General features: G+C 38.2%; 8 protein-coding genes, 5 tRNA genes, 6 rRNA genes and 1 other annotated feature. Of the genes, 1 reads left to right on the top strand and 18 read right to left on the bottom strand.

What is annotated here, in order from left to right:
- Window positions 1-253: 253 nt before the first annotated feature.
- From Q6H37_RS28665 to Q6H37_RS28730, 14 genes are all read right to left on the bottom strand, one after another.
- A tRNA-Asn gene (locus Q6H37_RS28665) sits at window positions 254-328 on the bottom strand.
- 7 nt (window positions 329-335) lie between these two features.
- Window positions 336-452 (bottom strand): 5S ribosomal RNA (gene rrf / locus Q6H37_RS28670).
- 55 nt (window positions 453-507) lie between these two features.
- Window positions 508-3,406: ribosomal RNA gene (locus Q6H37_RS28675) — 23S ribosomal RNA — on the bottom strand.
- A gap of 223 nt (window positions 3,407-3,629) precedes the next feature.
- Window positions 3,630-5,141: ribosomal RNA gene (locus Q6H37_RS28680) — 16S ribosomal RNA — on the bottom strand.
- Between the two features lie 773 nt (window positions 5,142-5,914).
- Window positions 5,915-5,990: transfer RNA gene (locus Q6H37_RS28685), tRNA-Ala, on the bottom strand.
- 3 nt (window positions 5,991-5,993) lie between these two features.
- Window positions 5,994-6,070: transfer RNA gene (locus tag Q6H37_RS28690), tRNA-Ile, on the bottom strand.
- A gap of 3 nt (window positions 6,071-6,073) precedes the next feature.
- Window positions 6,074-6,190 (bottom strand): 5S ribosomal RNA (rrf, locus tag Q6H37_RS28695).
- A 105-nt stretch (window positions 6,191-6,295) separates the two neighbouring features.
- Window positions 6,296-9,194, bottom strand: a 23S ribosomal RNA gene (locus Q6H37_RS28700).
- A gap of 85 nt (window positions 9,195-9,279) precedes the next feature.
- Window positions 9,280-9,356: transfer RNA gene (locus Q6H37_RS28705), tRNA-Ile, on the bottom strand.
- Window positions 9,357-9,525: 169 nt separating this feature from the next.
- Window positions 9,526-11,037, bottom strand: a 16S ribosomal RNA gene (locus tag Q6H37_RS28710).
- Together the 16S, 23S and 5S rRNA genes with 4 tRNA genes alongside form the textbook arrangement of a ribosomal RNA operon.
- A 534-nt stretch (window positions 11,038-11,571) precedes the next feature.
- Window positions 11,572-12,948: a UDP-N-acetylmuramoyl-L-alanine--D-glutamate ligase gene (gene murD / locus Q6H37_RS28715; RefSeq protein ID WP_318738462.1), complete on the bottom strand. Its 1,377-nt coding sequence runs from the start codon at window positions 12,946-12,948 to the stop codon at window positions 11,572-11,574.
- A gap of 791 nt (window positions 12,949-13,739) precedes the next feature.
- On the bottom strand, window positions 13,740-14,546 hold the full coding sequence (locus Q6H37_RS28720; RefSeq protein ID WP_318733562.1) for an ExeA family protein: 807 nt from the start codon (window positions 14,544-14,546) through the stop codon (window positions 13,740-13,742).
- A gap of 15 nt (window positions 14,547-14,561) precedes the next feature.
- Window positions 14,562-15,821 carry a DDE-type integrase/transposase/recombinase gene (locus Q6H37_RS28725; protein ID WP_318734736.1) on the bottom strand — a complete coding sequence of 420 codons (1,260 nt, stop codon included), beginning with the start codon at window positions 15,819-15,821 and terminating at the stop codon, window positions 14,562-14,564.
- A 206-nt stretch (window positions 15,822-16,027) separates the two neighbouring features.
- Window positions 16,028-16,582 carry a DUF6431 domain-containing protein gene (locus Q6H37_RS28730; RefSeq protein WP_318742904.1) on the bottom strand — a complete coding sequence of 185 codons (555 nt, stop codon included), beginning with the start codon at window positions 16,580-16,582 and terminating at the stop codon, window positions 16,028-16,030.
- A 153-nt stretch (window positions 16,583-16,735) separates the two neighbouring features.
- On the opposite strand from Q6H37_RS28730, the gene Q6H37_RS28735 reads away from it, so the two are divergent.
- Window positions 16,736-18,042 (top strand): IS3 family transposase gene (locus Q6H37_RS28735; protein ID WP_318743194.1). Its coding sequence is split into 2 segments (ribosomal slippage): window positions 16,736-17,104 and window positions 17,107-18,042, totalling 1,305 coding nucleotides; the frame shifts between segments, so codons are not numbered across the junction.
- Between the two features lie 71 nt (window positions 18,043-18,113).
- Here Q6H37_RS28735 and Q6H37_RS28740 read toward each other — a convergent pair.
- The 4 genes from Q6H37_RS28740 to greA all read right to left on the bottom strand — a co-directional run bounded on the left by Q6H37_RS28740 (window position 18,114) and on the right by greA (window position 22,344).
- Complete coding sequence (locus tag Q6H37_RS28740; protein WP_318738464.1) at window positions 18,114-19,505, bottom strand: glycine--tRNA ligase; 1,392 nt, start codon at window positions 19,503-19,505, stop codon at window positions 18,114-18,116.
- A gap of 337 nt (window positions 19,506-19,842) precedes the next feature.
- Window positions 19,843-20,008 (bottom strand) — a binding site (T-box leader).
- 40 nt (window positions 20,009-20,048) lie between these two features.
- Window positions 20,049-20,123: transfer RNA gene (locus Q6H37_RS28745), tRNA-Asn, on the bottom strand.
- Between the two features lie 213 nt (window positions 20,124-20,336).
- Window positions 20,337-21,845: a lysine--tRNA ligase gene (lysS, locus tag Q6H37_RS28750; protein WP_318738466.1), complete on the bottom strand. Its 1,509-nt coding sequence runs from the start codon at window positions 21,843-21,845 to the stop codon at window positions 20,337-20,339.
- Window positions 21,846-21,861: 16 nt separating this feature from the next.
- A complete protein-coding gene (gene greA, locus Q6H37_RS28755; protein WP_318738468.1) occupies window positions 21,862-22,344 on the bottom strand; it encodes a transcription elongation factor GreA in 483 nt (160 codons plus the stop codon).
- Between the last annotated feature and the right edge of the window lie 183 nt (window positions 22,345-22,527).

A 22,527-nucleotide genomic window follows, 5' to 3' on the forward strand; every position in this document is an offset into this window, starting at 1 on the left:
TTTTAAATTGAAAATTCCTCTTTGAATTAATGAAATTTTCAAAATAATTCGATTATATATATACCCATATATTTCATTTTATATACTATATATTTAAAAATTTGTTTTTAGAATACATGTTTGAAATCTTCTACCACTGAAAATTAATCATTTTTCCAGATGTTAAGAGGAGTAATAAACTTTTTAACTATTAAACAAAAATGATATAAAAAAAGACTGTATATTTTACAGTCTTCTATCATTCATATAAAATTGGCTCCGCGAAAAGGATTCGAACCTTCAACCTATCGGTTAACAGCCGAGTGCTCCACCATTGAGCTATCGCGGAACGCATTACCTGGCAACGACCTACTCTTCCACAGAGCCTCCCCTGCAGTACCATCGGCACTATAAAGCTTAACCATCGTGTTCGGAATGGGAACGGGTGTTACCTTTACGTCATTATCACCAGATATTCTTATTTAATTTTAGAGATTTTGTTATCTCAAAATTGCACAGTGAATTTATTTGGTCAAGCCCTCGACCTATTAGTATCAGTCAGCTGAACATGTTACCATGCTTACACCTCTGACCTATCAACCTTGTGTTCTTCAAGGGGTCTTACTAGCTTACGCTATGGGAAATCTAATCTTGAGGTGGGTTTCACGCTTAGATGCTTTCAGCGTTTATCCCGTCCCGACATAGCTACCCAGCCATGCTCCTGGCGGAACAACTGGTACACCAGAGGTCAGTCCATCCCGGTCCTCTCGTACTAAGGACAGCTCCTCTCAAATTTCCTACGCCCGCGACGGATAGGGACCGAACTGTCTCACGACGTTCTGAACCCAGCTCGCGTGCCGCTTTAATGGGCGAACAGCCCAACCCTTGGGACCTACTTCAGCCCCAGGATGCGACGAGCCGACATCGAGGTGCCAAACCTCCCCGTCGATGTGGACTCTTGGGGGAGATCAGCCTGTTATCCCCGAGGTAGCTTTTATCCGTTGAGCGATGGCCCTCCCACGAGGAACCACCGGATCACTAAGCCCGACTTTCGTCCCTGCTCCACCTGTATGTGTCGCAGTCAGGCTCCCTTCTGCCTTTGCACTCTTCGAACGATTTCCAACCGTTCTGAGGGAACCTTTGGGCGCCTCCGTTACTTTTTTGGAGGCGACCGCCCCAGTCAAACTGCCCACCTAACAATGTCCCGTGACCAGTTTCATGGCCGCCGGTTAGAATCCCAATACTGTCAGGGTGGTATCCCAAGGATGACTCCACAGAAGCTGACGCCCCTGTTTCGCAGTCTCCCACCTATCCTGTACAGACAATATCGAAACTCAATGCTAAGCTGCAGTAAAGCTCTACGGGGTCTTTCCGTCCAATCGCGGGTAGCAAGCATCTTCACTTGCACTACAATTTCGCCGGATTTGTTGTCGAGACAGTGCCCAAGTCATTACGCCATTCGTGCGGGTCGGAACTTACCCGACAAGGAATTTCGCTACCTTAGGACCGTTATAGTTACGGCCGCCGTTTACTGGGGCTTAAGTTCATACCTTCGCTTGCGCTAAGTATTCCCCTTAACCTTCCAGCACCGGGCAGGCGTCAGCCCCTATACTTCAGCTTTCGCTTTAGCAGAGACCTGTGTTTTTGCTAAACAGTTGCTTGGGCCTATTCTCTGCGACCTACTTTCATAGGCACCCCTTCTCCCGAAGTTACGGGGTCAATTTGCCGAGTTCCTTGACAACAATTCTTCCGATGGTCTTAGGATTCTCTCCTCACCTACCTGTGTCGGTTTGCGGTACGGGCACCAACATCCTCCATAGAGACTTTTCTTGGCAGCGTGGAATCAGATACTTCGCGGCATAAAGCCACTCCCCATCACACCTCAACATTAACCAGACGGATTTGCCTGTCTGATCTGTCTAAGTGCTTAGACACACATCCAATAGTGTGCACATCCTATCCTCCTGCGTCATCCCATTTGTAATAACGTCAGTTGGTGGTATCGGAATATCAACCGATTGTCCATCACCTACGCCTTTCGGCCTCGGCTTAGGTCCCGACTAACCCTGAGCGGACGAGCCTTCCTCAGGAAACCTTAGGTTTTCGACCAATAAGATTCTCACTTATTTCTCGCTACTTATGCCAGCATACTCACTCCTGTACAGTCCACCGCTCCTTTCGGTACGACTTCACTCCATACAGGAAGCTCCTCTACCGCTCTTTCGAGCCCATAGCTTCGGTGGTAAGTTTTAGCCCCGGACATCTTCGGCGCAGGATCTCTTGACTAGTGAGCTATTACGCACTCTTTAAATGAGTGGCTGCTTCTAAGCCAACATCCTAGTTGTCTTAGAAATCCCACATCCTTTTCCACTTAACTTACACTTTGGGACCTTAGCTGATGATCTGGGCTGTTTCCCTTTTGACTACGGATCTTATCATTCGCAGTCTGACTGCTGAGATACAAGTATATGGCATTCGGAGTTTGATAGGGTTCAGTAACTGTTGTCAGCCCCTAGCCCATTCAGTGCTCTACCTCCACTACTCAATCTCAACGCTAGCCCTAAAGCTATTTCGAGGAGAACCAGCTATCTCCGAGTTCGATTGGAATTTCTCCGCTATCCACAGCTCATCCCATGGTTTTTCAACACCAACGTGGTTCGGACCTCCACGGAATTTTACTTCCGCTTCATCCTGGCCATGGATAGGTCACCCGGTTTCGGGTCTACGACATGCAACTTTTCGCCCTATTCAGACTCGGTTTCCCTTCGGCTCCGTACCTTAAGTACTTAACCTTGCTACATACCGTAACTCGCTGGCTCGTTCTACAAAAAGCACGTCGTCGCACATAAAAGTGCTTCGACCGGTTGTGGACACACGGTTTCAGGTTCTATTTCACTCCCCTTCCGGGGTTCTTTTCACCTTTCCCTCACGGTACTGCTTCACTATCGGTCACCAGTTAGTATTTAGCCTTGGGAGGTGGTCCTCCCTGCTTCCCACAAGGTTTCACGTGTCTCGTGGTACTCTGGAGTAGATCTGACTGCTATTTCTTTTCACTTACAGGACTGTTACCTTCTACGGCGGAGCCTTCCAGCTCTCTTCAATTAAGAAATCACAGTATTTATGATCTATCCGCAACCCCAGGAACAAGTTCCTGGTTTGGGCTCTTTCCCTTTCGCTCGCCGCTACTCAGAAAATCGATTTTTCTTTCTCTTCCTCCGGGTACTTAGATGTTTCAGTTCCCCGGGTTTACCTCCATAAACCTATGTATTCAGTTTACAGTACAATGCGTTAGCATTGTGGGTTTCCCCATTCGGAAATCTCTGGATCTCAGGCTATTTGCGCCTACCCAAAGCTTATCGCAGCTTATCACGTCCTTCTTCGGCTTCTGGTGCCAAGGCATTCACCATGCGCCCTTTGTAGCTTGACCATTCATGTGAAAATTGTCTTTCAACAATTTTCTTAGTTAAAATCTACAAAGGTTTTTTTACTTATATAATAAGTAGTTTTACCTTTAGCTTTACTTTTAATTTAAAAGTTATATTCACTGTGCAATTTTCAAAGAACAATTTGAAGAATTAGATTCTTCAAAATTAAACAGAGCTATTAAATAAACCTTCAAAGTAGAATTACCTACTTTGTCGACTCCTTAGAAAGGAGGTGATCCAGCCGCAGGTTCTCCTACGGCTACCTTGTTACGACTTCACCCCAATTACTAACCCCACCTTCGGCCGCTGGCTCCTTACGGTTACCTCACGGACTTCGGGTGTTGCCAGCTCTCATGGTGTGACGGGCGGTGTGTACAAGGCCCGGGAACGTATTCACCGCGACATGCTGATTCGCGATTACTAGCAACTCCAGCTTCATGTAGGCGAGTTTCAGCCTACAATCCGAACTGAGATGAGTTTTAAAAGTTTTGCTCCACCTCACGGTCTTGCATCTTTCTGTACTCACCATTGTAGCACGTGTGTAGCCCTAGACATAAGGGGCATGATGATTTGACGTCATCCCCACCTTCCTCCCGGTTAACCCGGGCAGTCTCACTAGAGTGCTCAACTTAATGGTAGCAACTAATGATAAGGGTTGCGCTCGTTGCAGGACTTAACCTAACATCTCACGACACGAGCTGACGACAACCATGCACCACCTGTCTCCCTGCCCCGAAGGGCTTCCCTCATTACAGGTAATTCAGGGGATGTCAAGTCTAGGTAAGGTTCTTCGCGTTGCTTCGAATTAAACCACATGCTCCGCTGCTTGTGCGGGCCCCCGTCAATTCCTTTGAGTTTTAATCTTGCGATCGTACTTCCCAGGCGGAATACTTATTGCGTTAGCTGCGGCACAGAAGGAGTCGATACCTCCTACACCTAGTATTCATCGTTTACGGCGTGGACTACCAGGGTATCTAATCCTGTTTGCTACCCACGCTTTCATGCCTCAGCGTCAGTTACGGTCCAGAGAATCGCCTTCGCCACTGGTGTTCTTCCTAATCTCTACGCATTTCACCGCTACACTAGGAATTCCATTCTCCTCTCCCGCACTCTAGATATCCAGTTTCAAATGCAGTTCCCAAGTTAAGCTCGGGATTTTCACATCTGACTTAAACATCCGCCTACGCATCCTTTACGCCCAGTAAATCCGGACAACGCTCGCCACCTACGTATTACCGCGGCTGCTGGCACGTAGTTAGCCGTGGCTTCCTCCTTGGGTACCGTCATTATCGTCCCCAAAGACAGAGCTTTACAACCCGAAGGCCTTCATCACTCACGCGGCGTTGCTGCATCAGGCTTTCGCCCATTGTGCAATATTCCCCACTGCTGCCTCCCGTAGGAGTCTGGACCGTGTCTCAGTTCCAATGTGGCCGATCACCCTCTCAGGTCGGCTACGCATCGTGGCCTTGGTGAGCCGTTACCTCACCAACTAGCTAATGCGCCGCGGGCCCATCTCAAAGCGGATTACTCCTTTAATTAGTAATTCATGTGAAAAACTAATGTTATGCGGTATTAATCTCCCTTTCGGAAGGCTATCCCCCACTTTGAGGCAGGTTGCCCACGTGTTACTCACCCGTCCGCCGCTAATCCATCCCCGAAGGGATTTCATCGCTCGACTTGCATGTGTTAAGCACGCCGCCAGCGTTCGTCCTGAGCCAGGATCAAACTCTCAATTTAAAAGCTTAATCTGTACTCAAATTATTGACGTTAAACTTATTAGTTTAACTAATACTGGCTTATTTAAAATAAGATTTATATCTTACTTTCACTCTGTTTAATTTTCAAGGATCTTGCCGCATCTCAGCGACTTTTATATCTTATCATGTTTGCTTAACCCTGTCAAGAACTTTTTGAAATTCTTTTTTGCTAAGCTTGCTGCATCACACAGCTTTAACATAATACCATGTTACTTAAGATTTTGTCAATACTTTTTTAATATCTTTTTTTATTAAAAAACAGAAGATTTTTTAGAAAATTAAAATTTAAGCTATTCACTTACACTTAATTTTCTTAAGTATTTACTATTACCTCAAGCGACATGTGTTATTGTATCACAAATTTACTGTAGAATATAATCTAAACTACTCGTTAATTGTAATTAAATTATATTTCATATGTTTTTTTAAGTTTTACTCACTTTTAATTATACGGACACACCTGGGACTGTAGTTTTACCTTTATCTTTTCTTGAACTATCATACATACAAAATTTTAATTTAATATAATAAGCATAATGTGAAGAAAGATTCGTAAGTTAAGAACTAATTAAGAAAAAGGATAAAATACGCATTTAAAAATCCTGAAGACATTTAAATATGTATTTTAAATTAGAATATTATATATTCTAAAGTATTTCTTTCTTGTACTTTCACCTTGGTCAATAAAAGTTGATAATTATATATTTATATCAAAAAACATAAAAAAAGAAGCAACATTTATTGCTTCTTTTATGGTGGAGATAAAGAGACTCGAACTCTTGACCCTCTGCGTGCAAGGCAGATGCTCTCCCAACTGAGCTATACCCCCATATGGTGGACCTTCAGGGACTCGAACCCCGGACCTACCGGTTATGAGCCGGTTGCTCTAACCAACTGAGCTAAAGATCCATTACCTGGCAACGACCTACTCTTCCACAGAGCCTCCCCTGCAGTACCATCGGCACTATAAAGCTTAACCATCGTGTTCGGAATGGGAACGGGTGTTACCTTTATGTCATAATTACCAGATTTATTAATCATTACAGTTTAATATTGTACATGATATTTTTAAAAATGTCAATACTTTTTTAAACATTTTTAAATTATCATCTCAAAATTGCATAGTGAATTTATTTGGTCAAGCCCTCGACCTATTAGTATCAGTCAGCTGAACATGTTACCATGCTTACACCTCTGACCTATCAACCTTGTGTTCTTCAAGGGGTCTTACTAGCTTACGCTATGGGAAATCTAATCTTGAGGTGGGTTTCACGCTTAGATGCTTTCAGCGTTTATCCCGTCCCGACATAGCTACCCAGCCATGCTCCTGGCGGAACAACTGGTACACCAGAGGTCAGTCCATCCCGGTCCTCTCGTACTAAGGACAGCTCCTCTCAAATTTCCTACGCCCGCGACGGATAGGGACCGAACTGTCTCACGACGTTCTGAACCCAGCTCGCGTGCCGCTTTAATGGGCGAACAGCCCAACCCTTGGGACCTACTTCAGCCCCAGGATGCGACGAGCCGACATCGAGGTGCCAAACCTCCCCGTCGATGTGGACTCTTGGGGGAGATCAGCCTGTTATCCCCGAGGTAGCTTTTATCCGTTGAGCGATGGCCCTCCCACGAGGAACCACCGGATCACTAAGCCCGACTTTCGTCCCTGCTCCACCTGTATGTGTCGCAGTCAGGCTCCCTTCTGCCTTTGCACTCTTCGAACGATTTCCAACCGTTCTGAGGGAACCTTTGGGCGCCTCCGTTACTTTTTTGGAGGCGACCGCCCCAGTCAAACTGCCCACCTAACAATGTCCCGTGACCAGTTTCATGGCCGCCGGTTAGAATCCCAATACTGTCAGGGTGGTATCCCAAGGATGACTCCACAGAAGCTGACGCCCCTGTTTCGCAGTCTCCCACCTATCCTGTACAGACAATATCGAAACTCAATGCTAAGCTGCAGTAAAGCTCTACGGGGTCTTTCCGTCCAATCGCGGGTAGCAAGCATCTTCACTTGCACTACAATTTCGCCGGATTTGTTGTCGAGACAGTGCCCAAGTCATTACGCCATTCGTGCGGGTCGGAACTTACCCGACAAGGAATTTCGCTACCTTAGGACCGTTATAGTTACGGCCGCCGTTTACTGGGGCTTAAGTTCATACCTTCGCTTGCGCTAAGTATTCCCCTTAACCTTCCAGCACCGGGCAGGCGTCAGCCCCTATACTTCAGCTTTCGCTTTAGCAGAGACCTGTGTTTTTGCTAAACAGTTGCTTGGGCCTATTCTCTGCGACCTACTTTCATAGGCACCCCTTCTCCCGAAGTTACGGGGTCAATTTGCCGAGTTCCTTGACAACAATTCTTCCGATGGTCTTAGGATTCTCTCCTCACCTACCTGTGTCGGTTTGCGGTACGGGCACCAACATCCTCCATAGAGACTTTTCTTGGCAGCGTGGAATCAGATACTTCGCGGCATAAAGCCACTCCCCATCACACCTCAACATTAACCAGACGGATTTGCCTGTCTGATCTGTCTAAGTGCTTAGACACACATCCAATAGTGTGCACATCCTATCCTCCTGCGTCATCCCATTTGTAATAACGTCAGTTGGCGGTATCGGAATATCAACCGATTGTCCATCACCTACGCCTTTCGGCCTCGGCTTAGGTCCCGACTAACCCTGAGCGGACGAGCCTTCCTCAGGAAACCTTAGATTTTCGACCAATAAGATTCTCACTTATTTCTCGCTACTTATGCCAGCATACTCACTCCTGTACAGTCCACCGCTCCTTTCGGTACGACTTCACTCCATACAGGAAGCTCCTCTACCGCTCTTTCGAGCCCATAGCTTCGGTGGTAAGTTTTAGCCCCGGACATCTTCGGCGCAGGATCTCTTGACTAGTGAGCTATTACGCACTCTTTAAATGAGTGGCTGCTTCTAAGCCAACATCCTAGTTGTCTTAGAAATCCCACATCCTTTTCCACTTAACTTACACTTTGGGACCTTAGCTGATGATCTGGGCTGTTTCCCTTTTGACTACGGATCTTATCATTCGCAGTCTGACTGCTGAGATACAAGTATATGGCATTCGGAGTTTGATAGGGTTCAGTAACTGTTGTCAGCCCCTAGCCCATTCAGTGCTCTACCTCCACTACTCAATCTCAACGCTAGCCCTAAAGCTATTTCGAGGAGAACCAGCTATCTCCGAGTTCGATTGGAATTTCTCCGCTATCCACAGCTCATCCCATGGTTTTTCAACACCAACGTGGTTCGGACCTCCACGGAATTTTACTTCCGCTTCATCCTGGCCATGGATAGGTCACCCGGTTTCGGGTCTACGACATGCAACTTTTCGCCCTATTCAGACTCGGTTTCCCTTCGGCTCCGTACCTTAAGTACTTAACCTTGCTACATACCGTAACTCGCTGGCTCGTTCTACAAAAAGCACGTCGTCGCACATAAAAGTGCTTCGACCGGTTGTGGACACACGGTTTCAGGTTCTATTTCACTCCCCTTCCGGGGTTCTTTTCACCTTTCCCTCACGGTACTGCTTCACTATCGGTCACCAGTTAGTATTTAGCCTTGGGAGGTGGTCCTCCCTGCTTCCCACAAGGTTTCACGTGTCTCGTGGTACTCTGGAGTAGATCTGACTGCTATTTCTTTTCACTTACAGGACTGTTACCTTCTACGGCGGAGCCTTCCAGCTCTCTTCAATTAAGAAATCACAGTATTTATGATCTATCCGCAACCCCAGGAACAAGTTCCTGGTTTGGGCTCTTTCCCTTTCGCTCGCCGCTACTCAGAAAATCGATTTTTCTTTCTCTTCCTCCGGGTACTTAGATGTTTCAGTTCCCCGGGTTTACCTCCATAAACCTATGTATTCAGTTTACAGTACAATGCGTTAGCATTGTGGGTTTCCCCATTCGGAAATCTCTGGATCTCAGGCTATTTGCGCCTACCCAAAGCTTATCGCAGCTTATCACGTCCTTCTTCGGCTTCTGGTGCCAAGGCATTCACCATGCGCCCTTTGTAGCTTGACCTTTAATCTACAAAGGTATTTTGTATACCTTCAGCTTTACTTTTATTTAAAAGTTATATTCACTATGCAATTTTCAAAGGACAATTTGGTGGGCTTAAATGGACTCGAACCATCGACCTCACGCTTATCAGGCGTGCGCTCTAACCAGCTGAGCTATAAGCCCTTAGTTTGAGGTGATGTATCTTAGACTCATTTGATCCAGTTCAATTTAGACAACTTACGTTGTTTGCACTGGATATTAAAGATCGAATAAGATCTTCAATCCCTCAAAATTAAACAGAGCTATTAAATAAACCTTCAAAGTAGAATTACCTACTTTGTCGACTCCTTAGAAAGGAGGTGATCCAGCCGCAGGTTCTCCTACGGCTACCTTGTTACGACTTCACCCCAATTACTAACCCCACCTTCGGCCGCTGGCTCCTTACGGTTACCTCACGGACTTCGGGTGTTGCCAGCTCTCATGGTGTGACGGGCGGTGTGTACAAGGCCCGGGAACGTATTCACCGCGACATGCTGATTCGCGATTACTAGCAACTCCAGCTTCATGTAGGCGAGTTTCAGCCTACAATCCGAACTGAGATGAGTTTTAAAAGTTTTGCTCCACCTCACGGTCTTGCATCTTTCTGTACTCACCATTGTAGCACGTGTGTAGCCCTAGACATAAGGGGCATGATGATTTGACGTCATCCCCACCTTCCTCCCGGTTAACCCGGGCAGTCTCACTAGAGTGCTCAACTTAATGGTAGCAACTAATGATAAGGGTTGCGCTCGTTGCAGGACTTAACCTAACATCTCACGACACGAGCTGACGACAACCATGCACCACCTGTCTCCCTGCCCCGAAGGGCTTCCCTCATTACAGGTAATTCAGGGGATGTCAAGTCTAGGTAAGGTTCTTCGCGTTGCTTCGAATTAAACCACATGCTCCGCTGCTTGTGCGGGCCCCCGTCAATTCCTTTGAGTTTTAATCTTGCGATCGTACTTCCCAGGCGGAATACTTATTGCGTTAGCTGCGGCACAGAAGGAGTCGATACCTCCTACACCTAGTATTCATCGTTTACGGCGTGGACTACCAGGGTATCTAATCCTGTTTGCTACCCACGCTTTCATGCCTCAGCGTCAGTTACGGTCCAGAGAATCGCCTTCGCCACTGGTGTTCTTCCTAATCTCTACGCATTTCACCGCTACACTAGGAATTCCATTCTCCTCTCCCGCACTCTAGATATCCAGTTTCAAATGCAGTTCCCAAGTTAAGCTCGGGATTTTCACATCTGACTTAAACATCCGCCTACGCATCCTTTACGCCCAGTAAATCCGGACAACGCTCGCCACCTACGTATTACCGCGGCTGCTGGCACGTAGTTAGCCGTGGCTTCCTCCTTGGGTACCGTCATTATCGTCCCCAAAGACAGAGCTTTACAACCCGAAGGCCTTCATCACTCACGCGGCGTTGCTGCATCAGGCTTTCGCCCATTGTGCAATATTCCCCACTGCTGCCTCCCGTAGGAGTCTGGACCGTGTCTCAGTTCCAATGTGGCCGATCACCCTCTCAGGTCGGCTACGCATCGTGGCCTTGGTGAGCCGTTACCTCACCAACTAGCTAATGCGCCGCGGGCCCATCTCAAAGCGGATTACTCCTTTAATTAGTAATTCATGTGAAAAACTAATGTTATGCGGTATTAATCTCCCTTTCGGAAGGCTATCCCCCACTTTGAGGCAGGTTGCCCACGTGTTACTCACCCGTCCGCCGCTAATCCATCCCCGAAGGGATTTCATCGCTCGACTTGCATGTGTTAAGCACGCCGCCAGCGTTCGTCCTGAGCCAGGATCAAACTCTCAATTTAAAAGCTTAATCTGTACTCAAATTATTGACGTTAAACTTATTAGTTTAACTAATACTGGCTTATTTAAAATAAGATTTATATCTTACTTTCACTCTGTTTAATTTTCAAAGACCTTGCCGTACCTCGACGGCTTTTATATTTTATCATGTTTGCTTAGCCTTGTCAAGAACTTTTTTCAAATTCTTTTTTGTTAAGCTTGCTGCATCACACAGCTTTAACATAATACCATGTTACCTAAGAAGTTGTCAACATACTTTTTATGTTTCATTTTCTAAGTAACTGTCTACTCTCTCAAGCGACATGTGTTATTATATCATGATTTTTCACATCATCAAATATTATTCTCATAATTAGATTAAATTATTCCTAGTTTACTCCTAAATGCTAGCTCTAATTAAGTTATTTACATATAGATACACCAGGACATGTTATTTTTAAAAATAAACAAATAAGTTTCAACTGTAGATAATAAACTAAACCTCAGTTGAAACTTATTTTAAATACTAATACTAAGCAAACATCATTATATACTTTTTATAATTCTTTAACTAATTCCTTAAACTTATTGCCTCTAGCTTCAAAATTAGGGAACATGTCAAAACTAGCACAAGCAGGCGAAAGAGTTATTATATCTCCTTCCTTAGCAAAGCCCCTAGCACTTGAAAGCGCCTTTTCTAAGCTTTCCTCAATTACCATAGGTATTTCTATATTTTTCTTCTTCATAACTTTCAAAAATGCATCTTTTATTTTATCTTTAGTTGCTCCAACTAATATTAACGCTTTTATATTCTCATATCCTTCTTCCGCTAATACATCTAAAGGAATTTTTTTATCATATCCACCTGCTATTAAAATTACTGGTTTCTCAAATGCCTTAAGTCCTGCTAAAGTTCTACTTGGACTTGTAGCTATTGAATCATTATAATACTTTACTCCATCTATTTCCCTTATAAATTCACACCTATGTTCTACTCCTGTAAAACTTATAGCTGTTTTTCTCATATTTTCTATATTAACGTCATCACTAACTGCACAAAAAGCAGCAAGTAAATTTTCTACATTATGCATTCCTTTTATTTGAATTTCATTTAACCTACAAACTTCTTTTTCTTTTATGTATAATTTGTTTTCTTCAAAATAAGCTCCATCTTTAACCTTCTCTTTTATACTAAATCCCAATACTCTTCCTTTAGCTTCATTAAACATAGAGTTAGTTAAATTATTATCCCTATTTAGTATCAATAAACTTTCTGATTGTTGATATTTGAAAATATTCTTTTTTGAATCTATATACTCTTGCATATCTTTATGTATATCTAAATGATTTGGGCTTAAATTTGTAACAACTGCAACCTCTGGAGAAACATTCATAGTCATAAGTTGAAAACTTGATAATTCCAATACTACTTTATCATCACTTTTCATTTTTTCTATTTCAGTAAATAAAGGTGTTCCTATGTTACCACCTACCCAAGTTTTATATCCCTGCTGCTTTAGTATATTATATATTAATGTAGTAGTTGTTGTCTTACCATCACTACCAGTAACACCATATACTTTAGCAGGACAATACTTTATAAATTCCTCCATTTCAGAAGTTATATAAGCTCCTTGTTTTTTTGCATTTACAAGTGCTGGAGTATCTATTCTCATAGATGGAGTTTTAAATATTACATCAAACCCATTTAAACTGTCCATGTAATTTTCTCCTAATACAAGGTTAACTCCTTTTTCCCTAAGCTCTTTAGCTGTATCCCCTAACTGTTCTTCACTTTTTTTATCAAAAGCACTAACTTTTGCTCCTAACTTTAGCAAAAAATTTATCAAAGGCTTATTGCTTATACCTATGCCAACCACAGCAGTATTTTTATCCTTTATAAATTTTTTAAAATCTGCAAAATTCTTTTTCATTATTAAAGCCCTCCACAATCAACTATCTTTAAGTAATCTTTTTACAATTTACTATTCAATTATACCACTTCATTATAAAATTAAAATCATTTTGTTTTAATATTAAATAACTAAATATGCTATTTTACAAACATATTACAAAATAGCAAACAGGCTATTTGTTGAATATAGTCGAAATTGTAAGAAAATATTTAATTTAAAAACTTTTTTGTTAGGTATTGAAACCTTATATTTTCTTGTGATATACTTAACAAGTGCCGTAAGGAATATTGATATAATTCCCCAAGTTTTAATTAAACATATAACATATCCCCATGATTAAACCCTACTTTACCGGATTTTTATCCGGTATTTTTTTATTCATAAAAGGTAACTTAAAAATTAAAAAAGTGTGTATTTCATAAAATGTACCCTATAGAGTAGACAAAGAAAAAAGAGTCTACCCTATAGGATATTTTTGTTATAATAAAACAAGCTGAGATTGAGAGATTGGGGTAGGTTGAATGAGCAAGAAAATATTCACAAATGAAGAACTAGAAATACTATCTAAGAACAAATATGTTAAGTGTTACGCGTCAAATTATTTAAGCTATTCAAAGTCAAATTATTTCAACCTAAATTAAGTAATAATATGGTAAAAATGCAGATTAAATAATCTTACGATAGAAAAAAATATGTAAAAAGTCAAATTAAATCAACCTTTCTTCACAATATCCACAATGTATAAAATATGAAAATTAGACAATTAATATAGGTATAAAAAAACACTGCCAAGTAAGCAGTGTTTAAAATTAAATTGTAAGGTCAATTTCGCTTTGAGCTTTATAAACTATTTCAGCATTAATAGAGGAAAGTTTTTGATTAGCACCAGAAATAAGACACATTCTCGTTAGAGAATTTAAAGGTCTTATAGAGCCATTTGTGGTTGAATACATAAGTTCAAATGCATCATCAGTAAAAATAGGTTCTATGCAGCCTGCGGCTTTAAGCATTGAAATTATGTAGGGTTTACATTCTTCTGGCGTTAGCCCTCGTAAGCAATAATTCATTAAAATTCGCTGGCGCAGCGCTTCATGAATTTGTCTGCTGAGTTGAAGTAAAAAGTTAGGTTGACCTGAAAGAATTAGCATAGCATAATTCTTTGAATCCATATTAAAGTTAAATATAATTCTTAAATCATCAAGGATGGAATTGCTTAAAAACTGACATTCATCTAATATAATGACTGGGGTTATATTTTTACTATGACTATAAGTGTATATAGCTTCCTGTATTTGTTTAAACATAGTAACTTTTTTACAGGCAGGAATTATTCCAAGACCATCACAAAGAGCTCTGTAAAAATCCATGACCGTTAAGGTCGAAATAGGAATATATATACATTTATATAAATTGGGGTTGAGTGAATTTACAAAATAACGGAGTAGGAAAGACTTACCTACTCCGGGTTCACCAGTAAGTACACCAATGCCCAAAACAGATTTTAAAAATTCTAATCTGCTTAATGCGTGATTAAAGTCTTGGAATTTAAAGCTGTGTGTTAAATCAATATTTTTATCAAATGGGTCAAAGGTTAACCCATAAAAAGTTTTATACATAATATCAACCTCCGGTTAGTTAGCTTTAAAGGCAGAAAAATCAACAGAATCATTATTAGATCTTCTAACCTTTGAGTTATCAATTTTTTTTAGTGGGAAAATAGTATCTGTAAGCTTAGCATCTTCAGAGAAGATGTATGCTTTATCAAGTGAAGTAGGATCATAACGAATATTTATTTTTTCTCTTACATACTTTAATGGAACTTCAAATAATTTAGTTCCTATGGATACTGTGGAGTCATTTTTAACAGTACGTTGAACTTTATATAAAAATAAATGATCAAGTTCACTTTTAGAGGAAACAAACCTTAAATTTTCAATATTATTCATATATTTATCAAAGGGTGTAGAATTTATTGATGAATGAAAGGTTTTGTTATAGTGATTAACATAAGTCAATAGAGATTCATTCAAAATGTCTATTGACTTAAAATCACCCCAGTTTATTGAATTCATCCATTGTTTTTGCATTGTTTGAAACCACCTTTCAATTTTACCTTTCGATTGAGGAGAATATGGCCTAGCAAAGCTTAAAATAGACCCAAGTGAAGCACATATAAGTTGAAACTGTTCACTTTTATATATCTTTCCGTTATCAACAAAAACTTTTTTAGGAATACCTTTAGATGCTACCGCATCTTTAAAAACAGCCATAAGAGACAATAAATCATCTTTAAAAAATACTTTACATCCAACAATAAGCCTACTAGCATCATCAAGGAAAGCTATAATATAAGTTTTATATTTTCTGCCTTGAATAGTGAGATAAGGTCCAACAGATACATCAGACTGCCAACATTCATTCGCATATTCAAATTCAAAGGCTCTTCTATCTTGAGGCGCCAGCTTTTGAGGTGCTATATTAGCCTGTTTTATGAATCTAGTTATTGTAGAAAGAGATATATTGTTTTCATTTTCAAATCCTTTGGCAATAACTTCATGATATATATGTTTAGCAGTTTTTTTGGGGGAATTAATTTTGCAGTTTATAATGAACTGCTTTGTTTCTTGCGAAATTTTTCTTGAACAACCTTTGTCATCTCTTGTTTTAGGATATAAACCGTCTATACCATGTTTCCTATATAAGGTTAACCAACCTTTAATTGTAGCCGGAGAATACTCTTTTCTTCCGCCGTTAGGCATAGTATAAGATTTAGCAGCAATTTCTGATAAATATTCTTTAACAGAAGATTGAGTAAAAGTATTAGTGATTATAGGTGCAATTAGAGAGTATCTAAACAGAGCTATTTTTTGGCTTAATTCATGAGATATCATAATTAAATGCCTCCTTCAACTTTGAGTTTATTTTCATTTTTAATTATGTACCTCAATAATCAGCCTTAACCGTTAAAAGTTGTGTGGAAAAATATAAGAACTTCAAAATAAAATTTAAAAGTTGAGACAAGTTTTAAGTAAATAAGCATTAAAAAAATAAGAAGTGTTTAATTTGATAAAGGGCAAAAAAACTAAAGCTTCTGTAATTAAGGTTTACAGAAAAAATATTTAGGCATATCTAAGAAAAATCTTAAATTAAAATCATATCTTAAACGTGAAAAATCAGTAATCATTGTAAGTAAATTGGATGGAAAAACATTTTTGGTATCAGGGCAAAATATTTTAAGTTGTGCAAAAAATAGGCGAATAGCCGTTAAAGAAGTTATTAGTCTGCTTTTCCAAAATGATAAATGAGTTTTGTTTATGGATAACATACAATTTATAGAGTTAACAAACTTAATAATTTTGCTAAATGAGTAATTAAATTTAAACATAATAATAAGGCAAGTTAATATAACATGATAGGTGTATTGTCTATAAGGTATTATGAAACTTGGAATAAGAGAGTACGTCTTATGGCATGATTTGCACCTATATCTAATGATAACTACTCTATAAGCTTTGTTAAATGTAATCAAATTTCTATAGTAGAATCCATGTCTATATAGTTTTCCTTCATATCCGCATGCTTCGCATCCATATTTTATGGGAAACCTATTATACTTATTAAGCTTATTATATTTTCTTATGCCGTAAGGCATCTTTATTATTTCTATCACTTTTTTTCAGTCCTATAAAATTTTTTTATATTTTTAAATTATAGTCAGATTAAATAATCTTATTCTTTTTGTGTCAGATTATTTAATCTGACGTAAAAAGAAAGGCTATTATAATTTACTTTTTTTGAACCTGTTATTAAGCAAATAAATTGCTTAATAACAGTTAAGCGCGTCAGCGCGAAGGGAATAACCTATACTGATGAATTTAAGCGCATCTTTATAAGTGAGGACGGAAAAGGCAAGTTTCCAAGGCTAATATTCGAAGAATGCGGATTTGACATAAATATTTTGGGGAAAAAGCGCATAGAAATGGCAGCTTATAGATGGCGTACTGCGTACAATAAGGAAGGTGTATTAGGATTACAGGATACCAGAAAAGATAATTCAGGGAGGCCTAGAGATACGGAACTCTCCATCGAAGAAAAATATGAACGTCTTAAGGCGCAAATTAGTTTGCTTAAAGCTGAGAATGAATTGTTAAAAAAACTCGATATGTTAGAAAGGGGGATGATGAAAAAGAAATAAGCCTACCGGCTGAACAGAAGTTCAATCTTATTAAGTTGGTAATTACAAAGCATAAGTTGAAAAACTTGATTAGTTATTTATGCAAAATAGTAGGTGTATCGCGTTCTGGATACTATAATTATTTTTCATCAAAATCCCATAGAGCAAGGAATAAACGCACTGGTAAGGATGAGATGTCGAGAGATATCATTCTAAAAGCATATAACTTTAAAGGACGCAAAAAAGGAGCTAAGCAAATAAAAATGACATTAGAAGGTGAATTTGGAATCGTATACAATTTAAAACGTATTCGAAGGATAATGATAAAGTACGGAATTATTTGTCCTATTAGAAAAGCAAATCCTTATAGAAGAATAATGAAAGCTACTAAAGAACATACCACCCTGCCTAATTTATTAAATAGGAATTTTAAACAAAATACACCTGGGAAGGTGCTTCTCACTGATATAACTTACTTATTTTACGGCAATGGTAAGAAAGCATATCTATCAACAATTAAGGATGGATCTACTAATGAAATTCTTTCATATAATCTATCAGATAAATTGACGCTTGACATAGCTACAGATACGATAGACAAACTAATAAATGAAGGACAAGTTAAACTTACTATAGATGCATTTATTCACTCTGATCAAGGCGCTCACTATACAAGTCCTAAGTTTCAAAGCCTAGTGAAAGGCTACCGCCTAGGACAATCCATGTCAAGGCGCGGTAATTGCTGGAATAATGCGCCGCAGGAATCGTTTTTTGGACACTTTAAAGATGAATCGTACATTAAGTCATGTGAAACTTTAAGTGAACTTAAGGAAGAAATCGAAAACTACATGTTTTACTATAATAACTATAGATATCAATGGGGACTAAAAAAGATGACTCCTGTACAATACAGAAATCATCTTCTTAATTTAAAATAACTCTTTTTTTATTGTCCTTGACAAAGGGCACACTTTATCATTTATTTATGAAATACACACTCTTTTATAAACTAAAACTCCATCTTTTCCTTTATAAACTTTTTAAGTTCATCTACTTTCATTCTAAATTGTTCCATAGTATCTCTGTCTCTTACTGTTACTGTATTATCTTCTAATGTGTCAAAGTCTATAGTTATACAATAAGGAGTTCCTGCTTCATCCTGTCTTCTATATCTTTTTCCTATGCTTCCTGCTTCATCATATTCTACATTAAAATCTTTTCTTAATTCATCATAAACTTCTTCAGCTTTTTCTGATAATTTTTTAGTTAATGGAAGTATAGCAGCTTTTACTGGTGCAATAGCTGGGTGAAAATGCATCACTGTTCTTGAATCTCCACCTTCAAGTTCTTCTTCATCATATGCATCAACCAAAAATGCTAGTACTGCTCTATCTGCTCCTACAGAAGGCTCTATACAATAAGGTATATATTTTTCATGTGTAACTGGATCAAGATATGACATATCCTTACCAGAGTGATTTTGATGTTGTGTTAAATCATAATCAGTTCTATCAGCTACTCCCCATAGCTCTCCCCATCCAAATGGGAATAAATATTCTATATCTGAAGTTGCATTACTATAATGTGAAAGTTCTTCTTTATCATGATCTCTAAATCTTATATTTTTTTCTTCAATACCAAGATTCAACAAGAAGTTCCAGCACTGTTCTTTCCAATAACTATGCCATTCTAAATCTGTACCTGGTTTACAGAAAAACTCAAGCTCCATTTGTTCGAATTCTCTAGTTCTAAATGTAAAGTTACCTGGAGTTATTTCATTTCTAAAAGATTTTCCTATCTGGCCTATTCCAAATGGTACCTTTTTTCTTGAAGTTCTTTGAACATTTTTGAAGTTAACAAATATGCCTTGAGCTGTCTCTGGTCTCAAATGTATTTCAGACTTAGAATCTTCTGTTACTCCCTGGTATGTCTTGAACATAAGATTAAACTGTCTTATATCAGTAAAATTCTTTTTACCACAATTAGGACATTCTATTTCATTATCTACTATATATTGCTTTAACTTTTCATTACTCCAACCATCTGCACTAGCTTTTTCTACTCCATTTTTAGTCATATGCTCTTCAACTATTTTATCTGCTCTAAATCTTGACTTACATTCTTTACAATCCATAAGTGGATCTGTAAAATTACCAACATGACCTGATGCAACCCAAACTTCACTGTTCATAAGAATAGCTGAATCTATTCCCACATTATGTTTGCTTTCATGAATAAATTTCTGCCACCAAGCTTTTTTTACATTGTTTTTTAATTCTACGCCTAAAGGACCATAGTCCCATGTATTTGCAAGACCTCCGTATATTTCTGAACCTGGATATACAAAACCTCTACTTTTGGCTAAAGCTACTACTTTATCCATAGTCTTTTCTACTGCCATTATAATTACCTCCTAAAATTTCTTATTTATTTTTATAATACTATTAACTAAATAAACCCTATTAATACTTGCATAATCACACTTATGTATTATTTTCTAATTGAAAATTAAAGTATAAAAAAAGACTCTACCTTTGAAGAGACGAAAATTTATTTCCGCGGTTCCACTCTTCTTGGCATAAGCCCTGCTCTAAAAAAATTCCACTCAAAAGTTCCCTTCATAAATAAAACTTTAATTGTTTTCACCTATCCACAATCTCTCTTAAATAAGTTTTTATTCATTACTTTTTCTTTATCATTGTGAAAGTATTAATATAATAAAAAAAGACCCTACACCTTAAAGGGACGAAAACTTATTTCCGCGGTTCCACCCTTCTTGGCACAAGCCCTGCTTTATCAATCCTTGTTCAGAAGCTCCTTCATAATTAAACCTTAATTGTTTTCACCTATCACAATCTCTCTTAAAAGATTTTCATTATTACTGTTCTTCATCATTACAAAATATTCAATTCTTAAAAACGTAAAATACATTTAAATAAAAAAATGGCTCCGCGAAAAGGATTCGAACCTTCAACCTATCGGTTAACAGCCGAGTGCTCCACCATTGAGCTATCGCGGAATGTCTTAACTACATTTATTATTATACCAAGTTTTTTCTAAAATGCAATAGTTTTTTTAATTTTATTTGCACTTTTTTAAATTTTATTTAGATTTCATGTTCATTTATCAATTTTATTAAGGATTTATTATTAATCCTTAGTATGAATATTTAACTTAATACATAGAAAACATTAATCCTAAGTATAAATACTTAGGATTAATAATTCATTATTTATTGTTGTTCTGGTTTCATTGTTGGGAACAATATAACATCTCTTATAGAAGAAGTATTAGTTAGGAACATTATCAATCTGTCTATACCTATACCAAGTCCCCCTGTTGGAGGCATTCCTATTTCTAATGCATTTATAAAGTCATTATCCATCATGTAAGCTTCATCATCACCAAGTTCTCTTTCCCTTAATTGTTGAAGGAATCTATCTTTTTGAACTATTGGATCGTTAAGTTCTGAATATGCATTACATACCTCTCTACCATATACAAAGCCTTCAAATCTTTCAGTAAATGCTGCATTTCCTCTCTTTTTCTTTGTAAGAGGTGAGTTTTCTACTGGGTAGTCGCAAACAAATGTAGGCTGCATTAACTTATCTTCACAAAATTCTTCGAACAATGCAATAAGTATATCTCCTTTTGTGCAGTCCTTTAATTGTTTTTTCATCTCTATATGCTTTTCTTTTGCAATCCCTCTTGCTTCTTCATCATCATTTATAACATTAAAGTCTACTCCTGTATATTCTTTAACTGCATCTACCATAGTTATTCTTCTCCATGGTGGTGTAAAATCTATTTCTGCATCTTCATACGTTACTTTTGTAGTTCCTAATACTTTTTCACATACAAAAGCTACCATGTTTTCAGTTAGCTCCATCATGTCATTATAATCTGCAAAAGCTTGATATAATTCCATGCAAGTAAATTCTGGGTTATGTCTTACATCCATACCCTCATTTCTGAAGTTTCTACCTATTTCATATACTCTTTCAAATCCACCAACTATAAGTCTTTTTAAATATAATTCTGTAGCTATTCTTAAATACATATCTAAACTTAATGCATTATGGTGTGTAATAAAAGGTTTTGCAGCAGCACCACCTGCAATAGTCGAAAGAATAGGTGTTTCTACTTCGAGATATTCTTTATCATCTAAAAAGGTTCTTATAGCTTTTATTATTTTAGTTCTTTTTATAAATGTATCCTTAACATCTTGATTCACTATTAAATCTACATACCTTTGTCTGTATCTTAAATCAGGATCTTTTAAGCCATGCCACTTTTCTGGTAATGGTCTTAAGGACTTAGCTAAAAGTTCAAACTCTGTAATATGAAGAGTAACCTCTCCTGTTTTAGTTTTAAATACATTTCCTGTTATAGATAAAATATCTCCTATATCAAAGGATTTATATTCTTTAAGTCTCTCTTCTCCAACATCATTTATCTTTATGTATAACTGTATTTTCCCATATCTATCATGAAGATCTGAAAATCCAGCTTTTCCATGAACTCTTTTGGACATAAGTCTTCCTGCAACAGTAACACTTTTACCTTCAAGTTCTTCATAGTTATCCTTTATTTGACTAGAAACATGTGTTCTTTCTACTTTATATACATCAAAAGGATCTTTTCCTTGTTCTTGAAGTTTAAAGAACTTCTCTCTTCTCTCCTTTATAAGTTGATTAAAATCTTCTTCTAACTGGTTTAAATTCTTTTCATCATTTGCCATTTATACGCCCTCCAATTTATCTTCTTATGCCAAGTATTTCGTACTTACTTACTCCATCTGGCACTTGCACTTCAATTATATCCCCTATTTTTTTGCCTACAAGGCCTCTTCCAACTGGTGATTCATTAGATATTTTATTGTTCATAGGATCTGCTTCTGCTGAACCAACTATAGTATACTCTACTTCTTCATCAAAATCATAATCCTTAACTTTAACAATAGAACCTACACTTACTACATCCAATGGAATTTCACTCTCATCTACTATAGTAGCATTTTTCAACATATTTTCAAGCTGAATTATTCTTCCTTCGACAAATGCTTGTTCATTTTTAGCTTCATCATACTCTGAATTTTCGCTTAAATCACCAAACGAAAGTGCAACTTTTATTTTTTCTGTTATTTCTTTTCTTTTAACTGTCTTTAAATATTCAAGTTCGCTTTCTAATTTCTTTACACCTTCATAAGTCATTATATACTTCTTTTTTGCTTCACTCATCTTACTATCCCCTTTTAATAATTTACTAAGAAACCTTCTATAAGAGCATTTTTCAACATTTATGCATTTATATTAAAAATCACCTTAATAATCATTTAAGTAATTATAAAACAGGCTTATTCCAATGTCAACATTTACACTTCCATTTACTTTATGCATGTTATCAAATAATAACTAAATACT

It is taken from the genome of Clostridium sp. JS66 (assembly GCF_033561535.1).
Classification (GTDB): domain Bacteria; phylum Bacillota; class Clostridia; order Clostridiales; family Clostridiaceae; genus Clostridium_AM; species Clostridium_AM carboxidivorans.